Here is a 14,480-nt window from a genome sequence, read left to right on the forward strand (position 1 = left end):
TTCAGCGGGCCTGGCCGTGCCGTGGACCGAACACCCCGGCGGGGAATACTCCCGCAGCGCGGACGGCCTCGCGGATCACCGCCGCGAAGCCGATCAGCTCGTCGGCCTCATCCGCCGACAATGCCCGCCACGGCGGATATCCCAGCTCGTCGGTGAGATCCTCGATTTTGGACCGCAGTTCGGTGCCTGCCGGTGTCAACTCACCCGCAGCGCGCATGATCCCCCGCGCGATGAGGTTCTCGGTGACCGCACTCCACTCGTCGGTGCTCCACCCTCGCAACCGCCTGGCGGATTCGGCGCTGAACCCGATTCCCGTTGCGGTATGGGTGATTAGCGCCTCCAGTCCGCTCAGGCCCTCGGTCACCAGGACTGCGATGTGCCCGTCGCCGCGGTACTCGCGCAATAGCGTGATGGCGTGCCACAGCTGGACGACGGGAACGTCCGGCCATGGCAGTTGGGCGTGGCCCGCGTACAGCGGCCGACCGTCGCCGTTCGGGATCGATTCGGCGACACGGCGCAGCAGCGAGGCGGCCCGGGCCAATTCCGTTGACTCTGTGAGCTTTTCGCCGAGGATTCGGGGCAGTGCTGTCGCGACGATCTCGTAGCGGACCCGGGTCACCGCCTGCGGCGAGGCCAGCTCCCAGGCGGCCGGGATCGCGCCGGCCACGAGCCGCGGGTTGAAGTTATAGAACGTCGCCGCAACGACATTCGCCGACACCGCGCCCATCGGCGCGGAGCGGCCCGCGAAATAATGGGTGCGGAAGCCCAGACCGATCTCGCCGAACTTCTCGTTGGCGTCCGGCACGAAGTAGACCAGCGAGTGCAAGGCGTCCAGGGAGCGGGTCAGCCGTCCGGCGGCGAAGGCGTCCACGGCACGACCCTAACTCTGGCCGCGCGTGGCCCGGTAGGAGGCAAGGACGCCGAGGGCGGCAAGCACCGCGAACACCGCGAACAGCCAGCGGGCCGCCATGGCTGCCCCGCCGCCGGCGCTGTTGACCACCACGCCGGCCAGTCCGGCGCCGAACGCGCCGGAGATCAGCTGCACGACGTTGATGGCGGCCGCCGCTTCGCCGCTTTCGCCGGGATCGTCGACGCAGTCCATCGCCCACGCCGACAGGTGCGGCCAGGCCACGCCGATCCCGGCCCCGGTGATCAGCAACGCGAACGCCCACAGTGCGACGACGCCGAGCGGCGCGTCGTCGACCTGGGTGATCGCGCCCAGCCCGAGGCCGACCGCCATGACCAGCGGTGCGGCCGCAACGACGCGGGCAACAACGCGTGGGCTGTTCAGCGATGCGCTGACGATTTCGCTGACGGTCCAGCCGACCGCCAGTGCGGCGCCGAGAAAGCCGGCGACCACCGGGGTCAGGTGGGCCAGCCGCTGACCGAACAGCGGCACGTACATGTCGACCATCGCGGCTGCCATCAGCAACGTCAGGGTCAGATAGATCCACTTCAGCGGCCCGGCGCCAAATGCGCTGGGCGGCAACACCGCTGCCGATACCCGCCGATCGACGACGACGAACAGCGCGGCCAGCAGCAGGCTGGCCCCCAGCAACCCGGCGGTGGCGACGTTGTTGTGCGGAACCTCGGCGACGCTGACCGCCAGCGCGGCAGTGCCGAGCAGCAGCAGCGACCACACCGGCACCTTGAGCGCCGGCGGCGCGCCGCCGCCGTCGACCCGTCCCGCGGAGAGCACGGCCGGTACCAGCAGGCCCATCGCCGCGGTGAGCACCGCCATCGCGGCGAACGCCCAGCGCCACAGGCCGAACTGGGCGAAAATGCCGCCCATCGCCGGACCGACCACGGTCGCCACCCCCCACATGGCCGAGACCAGCGCCGACGCCCGGGTCCACAGCTCACGCGGCAGGGCTGCGTTGATCACCGCGTAGCCCAGACCGGCCAGCAGCCCGCCCGCCGCGCCCTGCAGGGTCCGGCCGGCCACCAGGACCTCCATGCTGGGCGCCGCCGCGCACACCACGCTGCCGATCGCGAACACCGCCAGTCCCAGCAGGTAGGACAAGCGCGCCCCGATCCGTTGCAGCGCGGCGTAGACCGTGGTGGCCGCCACCACCGAACCCACCAGATACAGGGTGGTGACCCAGGCGTACAGCCGCTCGCCGCCGATGTCGGCGACCGTGCTGGGCAGCAGGCTGATCGTCAGGAATTCGTTGGTGGCGTATAGCGCCACCCCGCCGGCCAGCAGCGTCGAGGTGCCCAGGTATCGGCGGCCCAGCAGCAGCCGCCAACTGCCTGTGCTGGATATCGCGGTGTCGGTCACTTCAGACCGGCGGCGTCCATCCCGCGCAGTTCCTTCTTCAGGTCGGCGATCTCGTCGCGGAACCGCGCGGCCAGTTCGAACTGCAGATCGCGGGCCGCCGCCATCATCTGCGCGGTCAAATCCTTGATCAGGTCGGCCAATTCAGCCCGCGGCATGTTGGTGGTGTCGCGGCCTTCGAAGATTCCCGCGCTGACCGTCCGGCCCGGCTCCCCCTGCGCCCGCCGGCCGCGGGACACGCTGCGCCCCGAGCCGAGCTCGACGGTCTCGCTGTCGTCGGCCTCGGTGTAAACCCGGTCGAGGATGTCGGCGATCTTCTTGCGCAGCGGCTTGGGGTCGATGCCGTGTTCCTCGTTGTAGGCGATCTGCTTGGCGCGGCGCCGCTCGGTCTCGTCGATGGCCTCGCGCATCGAGTCGGTCATGGTGTCGGCGTACAGATGCACTTCGCCGGACACGTTGCGGGCGGCGCGGCCGATGGTCTGGATCAGGCTGCGCGTCGACCGCAGGAAGCCCTCCTTGTCGGCGTCGAGGATCGACACCAGCGACACCTCGGGCAGATCCAGGCCCTCCCGCAGCAGGTTGATGCCGACCAGCACGTCGAATTCGCCGAGCCGCAGCTGACGCAGCAACTCGACGCGGCGCAGCGTGTCGACCTCGGAGTGCAGATAGCGCACCCGGATGCCCATCTCGAGCAGATAGTCGGTGAGGTCCTCAGCCATCTTCTTGGTCAGCGTCGTCACCAGCACCCGCTCGTCGGCCTCGGCGCGTTTGCGGATCTCGCCGATCAGGTCGTCGATCTGTCCCTTGGTCGGCTTGACCACCACCTTGGGATCCACCAGCCCGGTGGGGCGGATCACCTGCTCGACGAACTCCCCGCCGGTCTGGCTGAGCTCGTAAGGGCCCGGGGTGGCCGACAGGTACACCGTCTGCCCGATCCGGGAGGCGAACTCCTCCCAGGTCAGCGGCCGGTTGTCACACGCCGACGGCAACCGGAAGCCGTACTCGACCAGGTTGCGCTTGCGGGACATGTCGCCCTCGTACATGCCGCCGATCTGCGGCACGGTGACGTGCGACTCGTCGATGACCAGCAGGAAATCCTCCGGGAAGTAGTCCAGCAGCGTCGCCGGCGGCGAGCCGGGGCCGCGCCCATCGATGTGCCGCGAGTAGTTCTCGATACCCGAGCAGAACCCGACCTGGCGCATCATCTCGATGTCGTAGTTGGTGCGCATTCGCAGTCGCTGCGCCTCCAGCAGCTTGCCCTGGCCCTCGAGCTCGGCCAGTCGCTCGGCCAGCTCCTCCTCGATCGTGGAGATCGCGTGGGCCATCCGCTCCGGGCCGGCCACGTAGTGGGTGGCGGGGAAGATCCGCAGCGAGTCGACCCGGCGGATCACCTCACCGGTCAGCGGGTGCAGGTAATACAGCGCCTCGACCTCGTCGCCGAAGTATTCGATGCGGACGGCGAGTTCCTCGTACGACGGAATGATCTCGACGGTGTCGCCGCGGACCCGGAACGAGCCGCGGGTGAACGACAGGTCGTTGCGGGTGTACTGCACGTCGACCAGCAGCCGCAGCAGCGCATCCCGCGGCACTTCCTCCCCGACCCGCAGCTCGACGGAGCGGTCCAGGTAGGACTGCGGGGTGCCCAGGCCGTAAATGCACGACACCGAGGCGACAACCACCACGTCGCGGCGCGACAGCAGCGCCGACGTCGCTGAATGCCGCAGCCGCTCCACGTCGTCGTTGATCGAGCTGTCCTTTTCGATGTAGGTGTCGGTCTGCGCGATGTACGCCTCGGGCTGGTAGTAGTCGTAGTACGACACGAAGTACTCAACAGCGTTGTGCGGCAACATCTCCCGCAACTCGTTGGCCATCTGCGCGGCCAGTGTCTTGTTCGGCTCCATCACCAGAGTGGGCCGCTGCAGGCGCTCGATGAGCCATGCGGTGGTGGCCGACTTGCCGGTACCGGTGGCCCCGAGGAGCACCACGTCCTTCTCCCCCGCCTTGATGCGCCGCTCGAGCTCGTCGATCGCGGCAGGCTGGTCTCCGGCCGGCGCGTGCGGGCTGACCACCTCGAAGCGGCCGCCGGTGCGCACCAGCCCCTCCACGTCCTCCGCGGCTGGGCGGTATTCCGAGTGCGCGACCACCGGGTGTTCGGTAGCAAAAGCCATATCGAAAGCCTAGAACGCGCCACCGACAGCCACAGGTTCCCGCTGCTTATGCTGGCGGGTATACACCCACCCAAGCACGAGACGTTCGACCTGCTCGCCCGCACCAACACCGATCCGAAGGGCATCGTGCGGGCCGTCGACGAGTACACGGTGCAGCCCTGGGGTCTGTACATGGCCCGCCCGGCGCCCGGCCGCGAACAGTTCCACTACCTGCAGTCGTGGCTGCTGCCATCGCTGGGCCTGCGCGCCACCATCTTCCACTTCAACCCCGGCCACGAACGCGACCACGACTACTACCTCGACGTCGGCGAATACACGCCCGGACCGGCCGTGTGGCGTTCGGAGGACCACTACCTGGACCTGGAAGTGCGCACCGGCATGGGAGTGCGGCTCGCCGACGTCGACGAGCTGTTGGCGGCGGTCCGGCATCACCTGCTGACCCCGGAGCGCGCCGAGCAGGCGCTGCGGCGCGCGGTCGCCGCCGTCGACGGGCTGGCCCGGCACGATTACGACCTGCAGCGCTGGCTGGCAACCCAGGGAATGGAGCTGACCTGGCGCGCCGCGTAGCCCCGGACGGGCGCCGAGTCACGACGAATGTCGTCGGCGCGGCAGGAGCGTGAAGCCCCGCGGCTGGAGGGTGGCGGATTCGGCGACCCGGAGCCGGTATGTGTCGCGGGTTTTCAGGTGGTAGCGATGCAGGACCAGCCCGAGTGTCAGCACAGCTTCGTGCAGCGCGAACTGGCGGCCGAGGCAGGCCCGTTGGCCGGTCCCGAAGGGCTTGTACGCGTGCGCGGGCCGTGTCTTTGCCTGGCCGGGCGCGAAGCGGTCGGGATCGAACCGGTTGGGATAGCGCCACACCTGGGGATCGCGGTGCAGCAGCGGCAGTACCACTGCCGCCCAGTCGCCTTGGTTCATCCGGTACCGGCCGGCCAGCACGGTGTCGGCGCGGGCGGCCCGCCGGTAGCCGGGCACCGTCGGCCACAGCCGCAGTGCTTCGTCCAGGACCGCGCGCACATACCGCAACTTCGGGATGTCGGTGAAAGTCGGCTCGGGGTCGTCGGCGTGACCCCACAGTGCGTCCACCTCCGCTTGCGCCCGCGCCAGGGCCTGCAGGTCCTGGGTGAGGTAGTACAGCGCGAAAGACAGTGCGCCCGAGGTGGTCTCGTGGCCGGCGATCAAAAAGGTGATGATCTGCTGGCGGATGTTAACGGTGTCCAGACGGCGGCCGGTCTCGGGATGCGCAGTGTCAAGCATCAGGCCGAGCAAGTCGGGCCCGTCAGACGCCGAGCCGTCGCGGCGTGCCCAGATGACGTCGTCGACGATGGGCTCTATCAGCGCGACGTCCGCGCGATGCTGGCGGGCAGAGCCCGCGAGTGCCCGGCGTAGCGGTGCCAACGGCCGGCCTGCCGACAAGTTGACGTAACGCAGGGACCGGGTCATGGCGGCGACGAACGGATGCGGCCGGTCACGCTCGAAAGAGCCGAACCGGTAACCGAATCCGGCACGGCCGATGGTCTCCAACGTCAACCGTGTCATGTCGGCGCTGACGTCGACCCGCTGCGCGCGGTCCGCGGCGGCGTCCCAGCGGCACAGCAATTCCCGGGCCACCTCCAGCATGATCGAGTGGTAGCCGCGCATCGCCAGCCGGGTGAACGCCGGCGCCAGGATGTCATGCGCCAGCTGCCAATTCGGCTCGTCGTCGGCGGCTGTGATCAGGGCGTCGCCGACCATCCGGCGCAGCGGCGAAAGACGTTCGACATGCTTGCCGAAGCGGGTCTCGTCGTTCAACTCGGCTGCCAGGTCCGCCCCACCCACCAGCACCATCTCGGTGCCCAACAGTTTCACCACCGCGATCGGCCCCAGGCCGCGCACCAGCCGCGACGCCGACAGGACGGGGCTGCGGGGATTGATGCCGACCACATCACCCAGAACGGGCAGGCGGTGAGGTGGGTGGGGAATCGCGCGGGTGTCCACCGCGGACCTCCTGGCTGAGCAATCCGATTCAATCTCTCCAGGATGCAGGATGCCCGACGCTTGCGACAGCACCGCAAAAAGCGCAGGTTTGCAGTATGCATTCTTTGCCAGTTGGGCGCGTCCCGTCGTGAGCGAGCTGCCCCGGGGGATACGCAAAGCCCTGCACGACGAGCCGGTGCCCGACTGGCGAGCCCCCATGCTCGCCACCCTGACCGACCGGCGTTTTTCGGACCCACAGTGGTACTTCGAGCGCAAGTTCGACGGTGAGCGGTGCCTGGCCTTCCGCGACGGCGACCAACTGCGACTGTTGTCACGGAATCGCCAGCCGCTCAACGGGACTTATCCGGAGCTGGTCGATGCTCTCGCGGCGCAGCAGACATCCAGGTTTGTCGTGGACGGCGAGGTGGTCGCCTTCGAGGGCCGGCGGACCAGCTTCGCCCGACTGCAGGGCCGGCTGGGAATCACTGACCCGGAACAGGCCCGGGCAACGGGGATACCGGTGGTTTACTACATCTTCGACGTGCTGCACCTGGATGGACAGCGCACCACGGAGCTGCCGTTGGCATGGCGTAAACGGCTGCTGCGCAATATGTTTCAGTTCAGCGATCCGCTGCGGTTCACCACGCACCGGGTGCAGAACGGCGAGGCCATGTACCACGCCGCATGCGCGCGCGGCGACGAAGGTGTGATCGCCAAGCTCGCCGATGCACGCTACGTGGGTGGCCGGTCGGCGAATTGGCTGAAATTCAAGTGCGTCCGCGACCAGGAATTCGTGGTCGGCGGCTACACGGCGCCGAAAGGCAGCCGGGTCGAGCTGGGGGCGCTGCTCGTCGGCTACTACGACGGGCGCGACCTCGTCTACGCCGGCAAGGTGGGCACCGGATTCGACGACGCGACGCTGCGCAGCCTGCACCGGCGCCTGTCGACCATCGAACAGGAGGCGTCGCCCTTCACCCGCGGTCTACCTCGTGAGAGCGAAACCCGTTGGGTACGTCCAGAAGTCGTCGTCGAGGTGGGGTTCAGCGAGTGGACGCGGGACGGCAAACTGCGCCATCCGCGCTACATCGGCCTGCGGACCGACAAGGAAGCCCGCGAGGTGGTCAGGGAGACGCGCTGATGGCTCGCCCGAAGGTCGAGATCACCCACCCGGACCGGGTGCTGTTCCCGGGCGGCATCACCAAGGACGACGTCGTCGCCTACTACGCCGAGGTCGCCGGCGCCATGGTGCCGCACCTGAAGGGCAGACCGCTGACGGTGCAACGGTTTCCGCGTGGCATCGACCGGCCCGGCTTCATCCAGCAGGACTTCGCCGATTCGATGCCGGATTGGATGGGCGCTGCGCAGGTTGCCAAGGAGGGCGGCACGGTGATCCATCCGGTGGTCGAGCACAAAGAAGCGCTGGTGTGGCTGGCCAATCAGAACTGCATCACGCTGCATTGCTGGCAGTCACGTCGGGGGCGCCTGGACACGCCGGACCGGTTGGTGTTCGACCTCGACCCGTCCGACAGCGAGTTTCCCGCGGTGCGTGCCGCGGCCCGCGCGGTCGCCGATGTGCTCGACGACCTCGGGCTGGTGCCCTACTTGCAGACGACCGGATCACGCGGGCTGCACGTGGTGGTACCGCTGCGCGGCAATGCCGACTTCGACACCGTTCGCCAGTTCGCCCGTGACGTCGCGGATTTGGTGGCCGCCGACGACCCCAAGAATCGGACGGTCGAAGCGCGGAAGAACAAACGCGGGGGCCGCATCTACCTCGACGTGATGCGAAATGCCTACGCGCAGACCGCGGTCGCGCCGTACTCGATTCGAGCCCGGCGCGGCGCGCCGGTGGCCACCCCACTCGAATGGGACGAGCTGAATACGCGCGGACTGCGGGCGGACCGGTTCACGATCCGGGACCTGCCGAAGCGGCTCGCGGGGCGACGCGATCCGTGGGCGGATATGCACCGGCACGCCCGGTCGCTGACCCGTCCACGCCAGCGACTGTCGAAACGGCTTGGTACTCATGCCTGAACTGCCCGACGTGGAAGGGTTCCGGCGCCAGCTGGCCGACACCCTGCCCGGGCGACGGGTGCGGCACGTCGAGGTGCGCGATGCGGGCGTGCTGCGTAATACCAATCCACAATCGCTGGGACGAGCATTGCGCGGCCGCCGATTCGATGCCCCGCGGCGGCACGGCAAATGGCTGATCCTGCCAACCGACGGCCCGACACTGCTGGTGCACAGCGGGATGACGGGCCGCCCGTACTACACCAGCGGCAGCGACGAGCCCGCCGACCCGGTGCGGCTGGTGGTGGCGCTGGATCGCGGCGAGCTTCGCTATGCCGACCTGCGTAAGCTCCGCGGGGTGTGGCTCCCCCCCGACGCCGACGACGTGGCCGGCGTGATGGGCCCGCAGGGCCCCGACGCCCTGGACATCGATCTGCGGACCTTTCGGAATGTGCTGTCTGGTCGGCGTGGCGGGCTGAAGGCGACGCTGTTGGACCAGTCGGTGATTGCGGGGCTGGGCAACTTGCTTACTGACGAAATCTGTTGGCAGGCAAGGCTGCATCCGTCCCGCGCGATCACCGGCCTCGACGGCGACGAGGTCAGGCGGATGCACGCCACCATGCGGCGGGTGCTGCACACCGCGGTGCGCCACGACTGTGTCCCCGGGCTGCCGCGCTGGCTCACCGGTGCGCGCGACGAACCGGATCCGACGTGCCCGCGCTGCGGCGCGCGGCTGCGCCGCGGGCGGATCGGGGGCCGCACCTCGGTGTGGTGCCCGCGCTGCCAGCCCGGCTAGCCGGCAAAAGCATGGTCGTCACGCAATAGGTGGCGGTAATCTGGCAGTCATGAGCTCCGCCAAGCGCAAATGGATGGCGATCGCCGCGTTGGCTGCCGCCGCCATCGGCCCACAGTTAACTCCGGCGATCGCGTCCGCCGAACTGCACAACGTCACCTACATCGCCCGCATCGACGGGGTTGCTCCCGGTGGGCAGGCGACTTTTCGCATCCACGACAACGAGACCAGCAGCACCGGGCTGAGCTCGGTGCCCGGCAACGCCTTCGAGGCGAATACCGTGCTGGCCGACCCGACTAAGGCGGGCATGCAGGTGTCGGTTCCCTGGCCGTATTCGGCGAACGTCCATTGCGAGATCGACGTCGACGACAACGTCGCCGCGCAGGTCGACCGGTCCATCGGGCTGATGATGGCCAACAACGACCCCAACCGGGTGGTGTCCTGCGGCGCGCCGTTGACGTAAACGGTTAGGGCCGCCAGCGCGTCGCGTCGGCCCACTGCCACGCGCGGCGGTACGTGTCCTGAAAGTAGTCCGGCGTATCGGGATTGGCGCGCAGCCAGTCGACCAGTAGCAGGGCGTATTGCTGGTTTGGCCAGCCGTCGACCCGGATGTGCACGCTGGTCGGGCGACCAGGGTCCGCCGATGCGTGAATCCGCTTGCGCCATAAGCCAGGATCGTCGGTCAGCGCCGTGTCCGCGGTGACATCGTCGACGCGCGGATAACCCGCGGACAGCAGCGGCCCGGCGAGTTCCTCGGCGACCCCCAACGATTCGACGGTGACCTGGATGTCGATGACGTCCTTTGCGGCCAGACCGGGCACCGCCGTAGGACCGGTGTGATCGACTCGCAACGCTTTTGCACCGCACGCCGCCTTCAGCCGGGCGACAATGCGGCGGCCCTGATCGAGCCAGGTCGGGTCGGCCGGCACGACCCGAGCCGGCGCTTCGACTACCCGACCCGCGCTGAGATTGTGTGCGAACGGCACGATCCGGTGATTCCACACCTCGCGAGCGGCCTCGGCCAACTCCTCGGGCGTGCCGGAGTTATCCAGCCATACATCGGCGACTGCGCGACGCGCATCGTCGGCGGCCTGCGCGGCGATCCGGGCGCGGGCGTCGTCCTCGCTCATGCCGCGTTGTTCGACGAGTCGGCGCACCCGCACCTCGGCGTCGGCGTGCACGACGACGACAAGCGGGAACAGCGGAGCCATGTGCGACTCCACCAGCAGCGGAATGTCTTCGACGATCACGGCATCGTCGGGCACGGCCGCGATGATTTCTTCGCGTCGCTTGCCGACCAGCGGGTGCACGATTCCGTTGAGTATCTTGCGAGCTTCGTCGTCTTGGAAAGCCTTGGCCGCCAGCGCCGGCCGGTCGAGTGAGCCGTCCGGCTGCAGAATGCCGTCACCGAACGCGTCGACGAGCGCCGCCAACCCTTCGGTGCCAGGCTCGACCACCTCGCGCGCGATCACGTCAGCGTCGACGATCACCCCGCCGCATTCCGCGAAAGTGGCGGTGACCGACGACTTCCCGGCGCCGATCCCTCCGGTCAGCCCGATTCTCAGCATGCCCTAGGGCTAGGCGCTGCCGGCGAGCTTCTCCCGCAGCGCGGCGAGTTGCGCGTCGCTGGCCAGCGAACCGCCGCTGGACTGATCGTCGTTTGACGACCCGCCGGCCGAGCCTGAACCGTGCTCGGCCTCGGCGTGCTCGGCGGCGGCGAACTTCTCCATTTGCGCGGTGTGCATCTTGTGCCGGCGCTCGGCTTCGGCGTAGCGGGCCTCCCACTCGGCGCGCTGCTTTTCGAAACCTTCGAGCCACTCGTTGGTTTCGGGGTCGAAGCCCTCCGGGAAGATGTAGTTGCCCTGCTCGTCGTAGGAATCGGCCATGCCGTACTTGGCGGGGTCGAATTCCTCGGTGTAGTCCTCGTTGGCTTGCTTGAGCGACAACGAGATTCGACGCCGCTCCAGGTCGATGTCGATGACCTTGACCATCGCGTCGTCGCCGACCGCGACCACCTGGTCAGGCACCTCGACGTGACGCTCGGCCAGCTCGGAGATGTGCACCAGGCCTTCGATGCCCTCCTCGACGCGGACGAACGCGCCGAACGGCACCAGCTTGGTGACCTTGCCCGGCACGATCTGGCCGATGGCGTGGGTGCGGGCGAAGTGCCGCCAGGGATCTTCCTGAGTTGCCTTGAGCGACAACGACACCCGCTCGCGGTCCATGTCGACGTCGAGAACCTCGACGGTGACCTCGTCGCCCACCTGCACCACCTCGGACGGGTGGTCGATGTGCTTCCAGCTCAACTCGGAGACGTGCACCAGACCGTCCACACCACCGAGGTCGACGAACGCACCGAAGTTGACGATCGAGGACACCACACCCTTGCGGATGGCGCCCTTCTGCAGCTGGTTGAGAAACTCGCTGCGCACCTCGGACTGGGTCTGCTCGAGCCAGGCCCGCCGCGACAGCACCACGTTGTTGCGGTTCTTGTCCAGCTCGATGATCTTGGCTTCGATCTCCTTGCCGATGTACGGCTGCAGATCGCGCACCCGGCGCATCTCGACCAGCGAGGCGGGCAAGAAGCCGCGCAGCCCGATGTCGAGGATCAGGCCGCCCTTGACGACCTCGATGACGGTGCCCTTGACGGCCTCGTCCTTCTCCTTGAGCGCCTCGATCGTGCCCCAGGCACGCTCATACTGTGCGCGCTTCTTGGACAGGATCAGCCGGCCTTCTTTGTCCTCCTTGGTGAGAACCAGGGCCTCGACTTTGTCGCCGACGGACACGACTTCGTTGGGGTCGACGTCGTGCTTGATGGACAGCTCGCGGGAGGGAATAACCCCCTCGGTCTTGTAGCCGATGTCGAGCAGGACCTCGTCCCGGTCAACCTTGACTATGGTCCCTTCGACGATGTCGCCATCGTTGAAGTATTTGATTGTTTTGTCGATGGCGGCGAGAAAGTCCTCGCTCGAGCCGATGTCGTTGACGGCTACTTGGGGCGAGGTGACGGTGGGACTCGGCATATGGGGGGTTGCTCCGGACAGGTTTGGTCGTAGGGACAGTTGTTGAGTTACCCGTCGAGGCTACTCGACTGTGCTCACGCTGGCCAAACCCAACCCGGCGCATTTAGCCCGTTCGGCGCGCGACGCGGCTGGTGAACGCGCCGTGATAGCTCATCGGCACGTGGAACGGCAGCCACGCCTCGGCGATCGGCCCGTCGTCGACATGGGCCGCGTCGAGCACCATCAACCTGCTGCGATGCTGCGATTCGTCGTACCCGACGGTGAGCAGCCAGCCGTCGTCCTCCGCGGTGCCGCCGGGGCGCGGCACGAACGTCGGCTCGACCAGCATCTGCCCAGGCGGGCAATAGGCCTGAACCGCGCCGGTGTGGTGATCCACCCGCGCGACGCCTTGGCCCTCGAACCGGCCCGGATCCTGCACGGCCACGTAGGACACCGTGTGCGGCATCGTGGAACGCCGCTGGTCGATCTGCGGGAACTCGCAGCCGAATTCGGCCAGCGGCTCTCGAGTCACCGCGCCGGACGGCGTGATCCGGAACCGGGTCAGCACCACCGCGTCCTGGATCGTTCCGTAGCCGTCGAGTTGCGCGATGTCCGAGCGGATGTGCGCGGTGTAGTTCTTCATGCCGTCGTAGGTCTGCGGCGAAAAGCGCGGCAGTTCGACGACGACGTCGCCGCCCTGGTCGTAGGCATTGGTGAAATGCCAGTGGTAGAAGGGTTGGGTTTCGACCACCCGGACCCGGCTGCCGTCGCGCGGGGCCAGCACGAAGTACGACGGCGTATCGGGCTTGAAACGCATGGAATCCCAATAGGATTGGTATCCGGTCAGCGCCCAGGGGTTGATCCGCAGAGGCGACACCACGAAGATCGCGTAGCGCTGCGTCAGCGCCATGTCGTGCACCACGCCCATCCCCGGCAGCGGCACTGCCCGCAGATAACGTGTGACCCCGTCGGCGCCGGTCTCGTAGAGCCGCAAACGCACCCGGGGCATCGCCTCGGCGAGCAGGTCGCGCAGCCGCATCCCGCGGATGTCGAGGCGCGGGAAGTACGGGTCGAAGCCGAAGTTGACCTTGGTATTGGCGATCGGGTCGTAGGTGTAGTGCGCCGAATACGCCCGGACCGGCCCCTCGAGCACCCCACCGAGGTCGCACAGGCCGCGGGTATCCAGGGTGTCGAGATCCAGCTCATGCGGCGGTCCGCCCTCCCACAGCGCCAGCAATTGGCCGGGGTTGACCATGACGCTGGTGTTGGCGGTATTGCCCGGCAGTCTCAGGGCGTTGCCCAGCACGCCCCCGCGGCGCTGATAAGCGAAGCCGCGATCCACCAGACGCCCGGCCGCGGTCGACTTCAGGTAGTGCTTGGTGCGCACGAACCGGTTGCGGAAGCGCACCCTCGAACCCTCCAGCACGAACGCGCTGACCATGCCGTCGGCGTCGAAAACGCTTTCCACCTGCGAGGACCCGACGTTCCAGCGGCCAGATCCGTTGCGGTACAGGGTGCCGACGAGGTCGTCGGGCAGGGTGCCGGTGATTTCGGTCACATCGACGTCGCACTCGTCGGCGATGCTCTCCCAATAGCGCGAGGGGGTGTGAACGTCTGCCAGGACCATAAAAGACAGTCTGTCTATTACGGTTGGCCGCTGTCAATACTCCGGATGTCGTCGGCGTGGAAGGGCAGCGCCGCGCCGCCGTCCCAGCACAGCGCGGTGAGGTGCTCGACGAGCGCCTCCCGCGACATGGCCCCGGTACGGCACCACCATTCGGCGGCGGCCACCGCGGATCCCACGATGGCCCGCGACCAGGGGGCGGCCGCCAGCCGGGCATGGTCGGAGTCGAACGCCGTCGCCAGCATCTGCTCCGCCGCGGCGGCGAGTTGTTCGAAGACGCTGGTCGACGGGTCGCCGCTCAACGCGCGGTAGAGGTTGGGCTCGGCCTGCATCCACGCGCAGATGACGTCGAAGAACAACGCCATCCGCTGCCGAAGGTCGGTGGAACCGGCTGCGCGCGTGGTGATTTCACCGAGGAGGCGCTGCGCGGTGCGTTGACTCAGCGCCGCCAGTAGCGCGTCGCGGTTGGGATACATGGCATACACCGCGGATCGCACGAAGCCGGCCTCGCCGGCCACGTCGCCCAGGCCCACCGACGCCCCGTTGGCGCGGATCGCCCGCTCGGCAGCGTCGAGCAGCGCGGCGCGTCGCTCATCGGGGTCTACCCGGGAGCCGGCCGGGCGGCCACGGCGGCGCTTGACCGGGCGCATGG

13 protein-coding genes are annotated in these 14,480 nt (G+C 68.1%); 5 read left to right on the forward strand and 8 right to left on the reverse strand.

Going from position 1 to position 14,480, the window contains the following annotated elements; translation table 11 throughout:
• Window position 1 precedes the first annotated feature (1 nt).
• From AWC14_RS26015 to uvrB, 3 genes are read right to left on the reverse strand one after another with little or no spacing between them, the layout of a single operon-like run.
• Window positions 2–871 (reverse strand): SCO6745 family protein, encoded by an 870-nt coding sequence (locus AWC14_RS26015; protein WP_045383232.1) that lies wholly within the window; start codon window positions 869–871, stop codon window positions 2–4.
• Between the two features lie 9 nt (window positions 872–880).
• Complete coding sequence (locus AWC14_RS26020) at window positions 881–2,281, reverse strand: MFS transporter (protein WP_045383235.1); 1,401 nt, start codon at window positions 2,279–2,281, stop codon at window positions 881–883.
• Window positions 2,278–4,446: an excinuclease ABC subunit UvrB gene (uvrB, locus tag AWC14_RS26025; protein ID WP_045383237.1), complete on the reverse strand. Its 2,169-nt coding sequence runs from the start codon at window positions 4,444–4,446 to the stop codon at window positions 2,278–2,280. Before uvrB ends, AWC14_RS26020 begins: the two co-directional genes overlap by 4 nt.
• 126 nt (window positions 4,447–4,572) lie before the next feature.
• On the opposite strand from uvrB, the gene AWC14_RS26030 reads away from it, so the two are divergent.
• A complete protein-coding gene (locus tag AWC14_RS26030; RefSeq protein ID WP_162267200.1) occupies window positions 4,573–5,013 on the forward strand; it encodes a ribonuclease FAU-1 family protein in 441 nt (146 codons plus the stop codon).
• Window positions 5,014–5,031: 18 nt separating this feature from the next.
• On the opposite strand, the gene AWC14_RS26035 is transcribed toward AWC14_RS26030, so the two are convergent.
• Entirely contained in the window at window positions 5,032–6,420 is a 1,389-nt protein-coding gene (locus AWC14_RS26035) for a cytochrome P450 (protein WP_193393827.1), read from the reverse strand.
• Window positions 6,421–6,547: 127 nt separating this feature from the next.
• Between AWC14_RS26035 and ligD (AWC14_RS26040) the strand changes: the two genes are divergently transcribed.
• Genes ligD (AWC14_RS26040) through AWC14_RS26055 form a run of 4 tightly spaced genes read left to right on the forward strand, consistent with a single transcriptional unit; the run spans window position 6,548 to window position 9,665 of the window.
• Window positions 6,548–7,537 (forward strand): non-homologous end-joining DNA ligase, encoded by a 990-nt coding sequence (gene ligD, locus AWC14_RS26040; RefSeq protein WP_045383240.1) that lies wholly within the window; start codon window positions 6,548–6,550, stop codon window positions 7,535–7,537.
• Window positions 7,537–8,433, forward strand: a complete 897-nt coding sequence (gene ligD / locus AWC14_RS26045; protein WP_045383242.1) for a non-homologous end-joining DNA ligase — start codon at window positions 7,537–7,539, stop codon at window positions 8,431–8,433. The genes ligD (AWC14_RS26040) and ligD (AWC14_RS26045) overlap by 1 nt, the downstream gene beginning before the upstream one ends.
• Entirely contained in the window at window positions 8,426–9,205 is a 780-nt protein-coding gene (locus AWC14_RS26050; RefSeq protein ID WP_085241528.1) for an Fpg/Nei family DNA glycosylase, read from the forward strand. The genes ligD (AWC14_RS26045) and AWC14_RS26050 overlap by 8 nt, the downstream gene beginning before the upstream one ends.
• A gap of 49 nt (window positions 9,206–9,254) precedes the next feature.
• Entirely contained in the window at window positions 9,255–9,665 is a 411-nt protein-coding gene (locus tag AWC14_RS26055; protein ID WP_045383247.1) for a hypothetical protein, read from the forward strand.
• A gap of 4 nt (window positions 9,666–9,669) precedes the next feature.
• On the opposite strand, the gene coaE is transcribed toward AWC14_RS26055, so the two are convergent.
• The 4 genes from coaE to AWC14_RS26075 form a co-directional block, all read right to left on the reverse strand.
• A complete protein-coding gene (gene coaE, locus AWC14_RS26060; protein ID WP_045383250.1) occupies window positions 9,670–10,770 on the reverse strand; it encodes a dephospho-CoA kinase in 1,101 nt (366 codons plus the stop codon).
• A 9-nt stretch (window positions 10,771–10,779) separates the two neighbouring features.
• On the reverse strand, window positions 10,780–12,225 hold the full coding sequence (gene rpsA, locus AWC14_RS26065; protein WP_057003291.1) for a 30S ribosomal protein S1: 1,446 nt from the start codon (window positions 12,223–12,225) through the stop codon (window positions 10,780–10,782).
• Between the two features lie 103 nt (window positions 12,226–12,328).
• Window positions 12,329–13,831 carry a carotenoid oxygenase family protein gene (locus AWC14_RS26070; protein WP_045383253.1) on the reverse strand — a complete coding sequence of 501 codons (1,503 nt, stop codon included), beginning with the start codon at window positions 13,829–13,831 and terminating at the stop codon, window positions 12,329–12,331.
• Between the two features lie 17 nt (window positions 13,832–13,848).
• A complete protein-coding gene (locus AWC14_RS26075; protein ID WP_045383256.1) occupies window positions 13,849–14,478 on the reverse strand; it encodes a TetR/AcrR family transcriptional regulator in 630 nt (209 codons plus the stop codon).
• Window positions 14,479–14,480: the final 2 nt, after the last annotated feature.

The sequence above is a fragment of the Mycobacterium kyorinense genome (assembly GCF_002101735.1).
Lineage (GTDB): Bacteria > Actinomycetota > Actinomycetes > Mycobacteriales > Mycobacteriaceae > Mycobacterium > Mycobacterium kyorinense.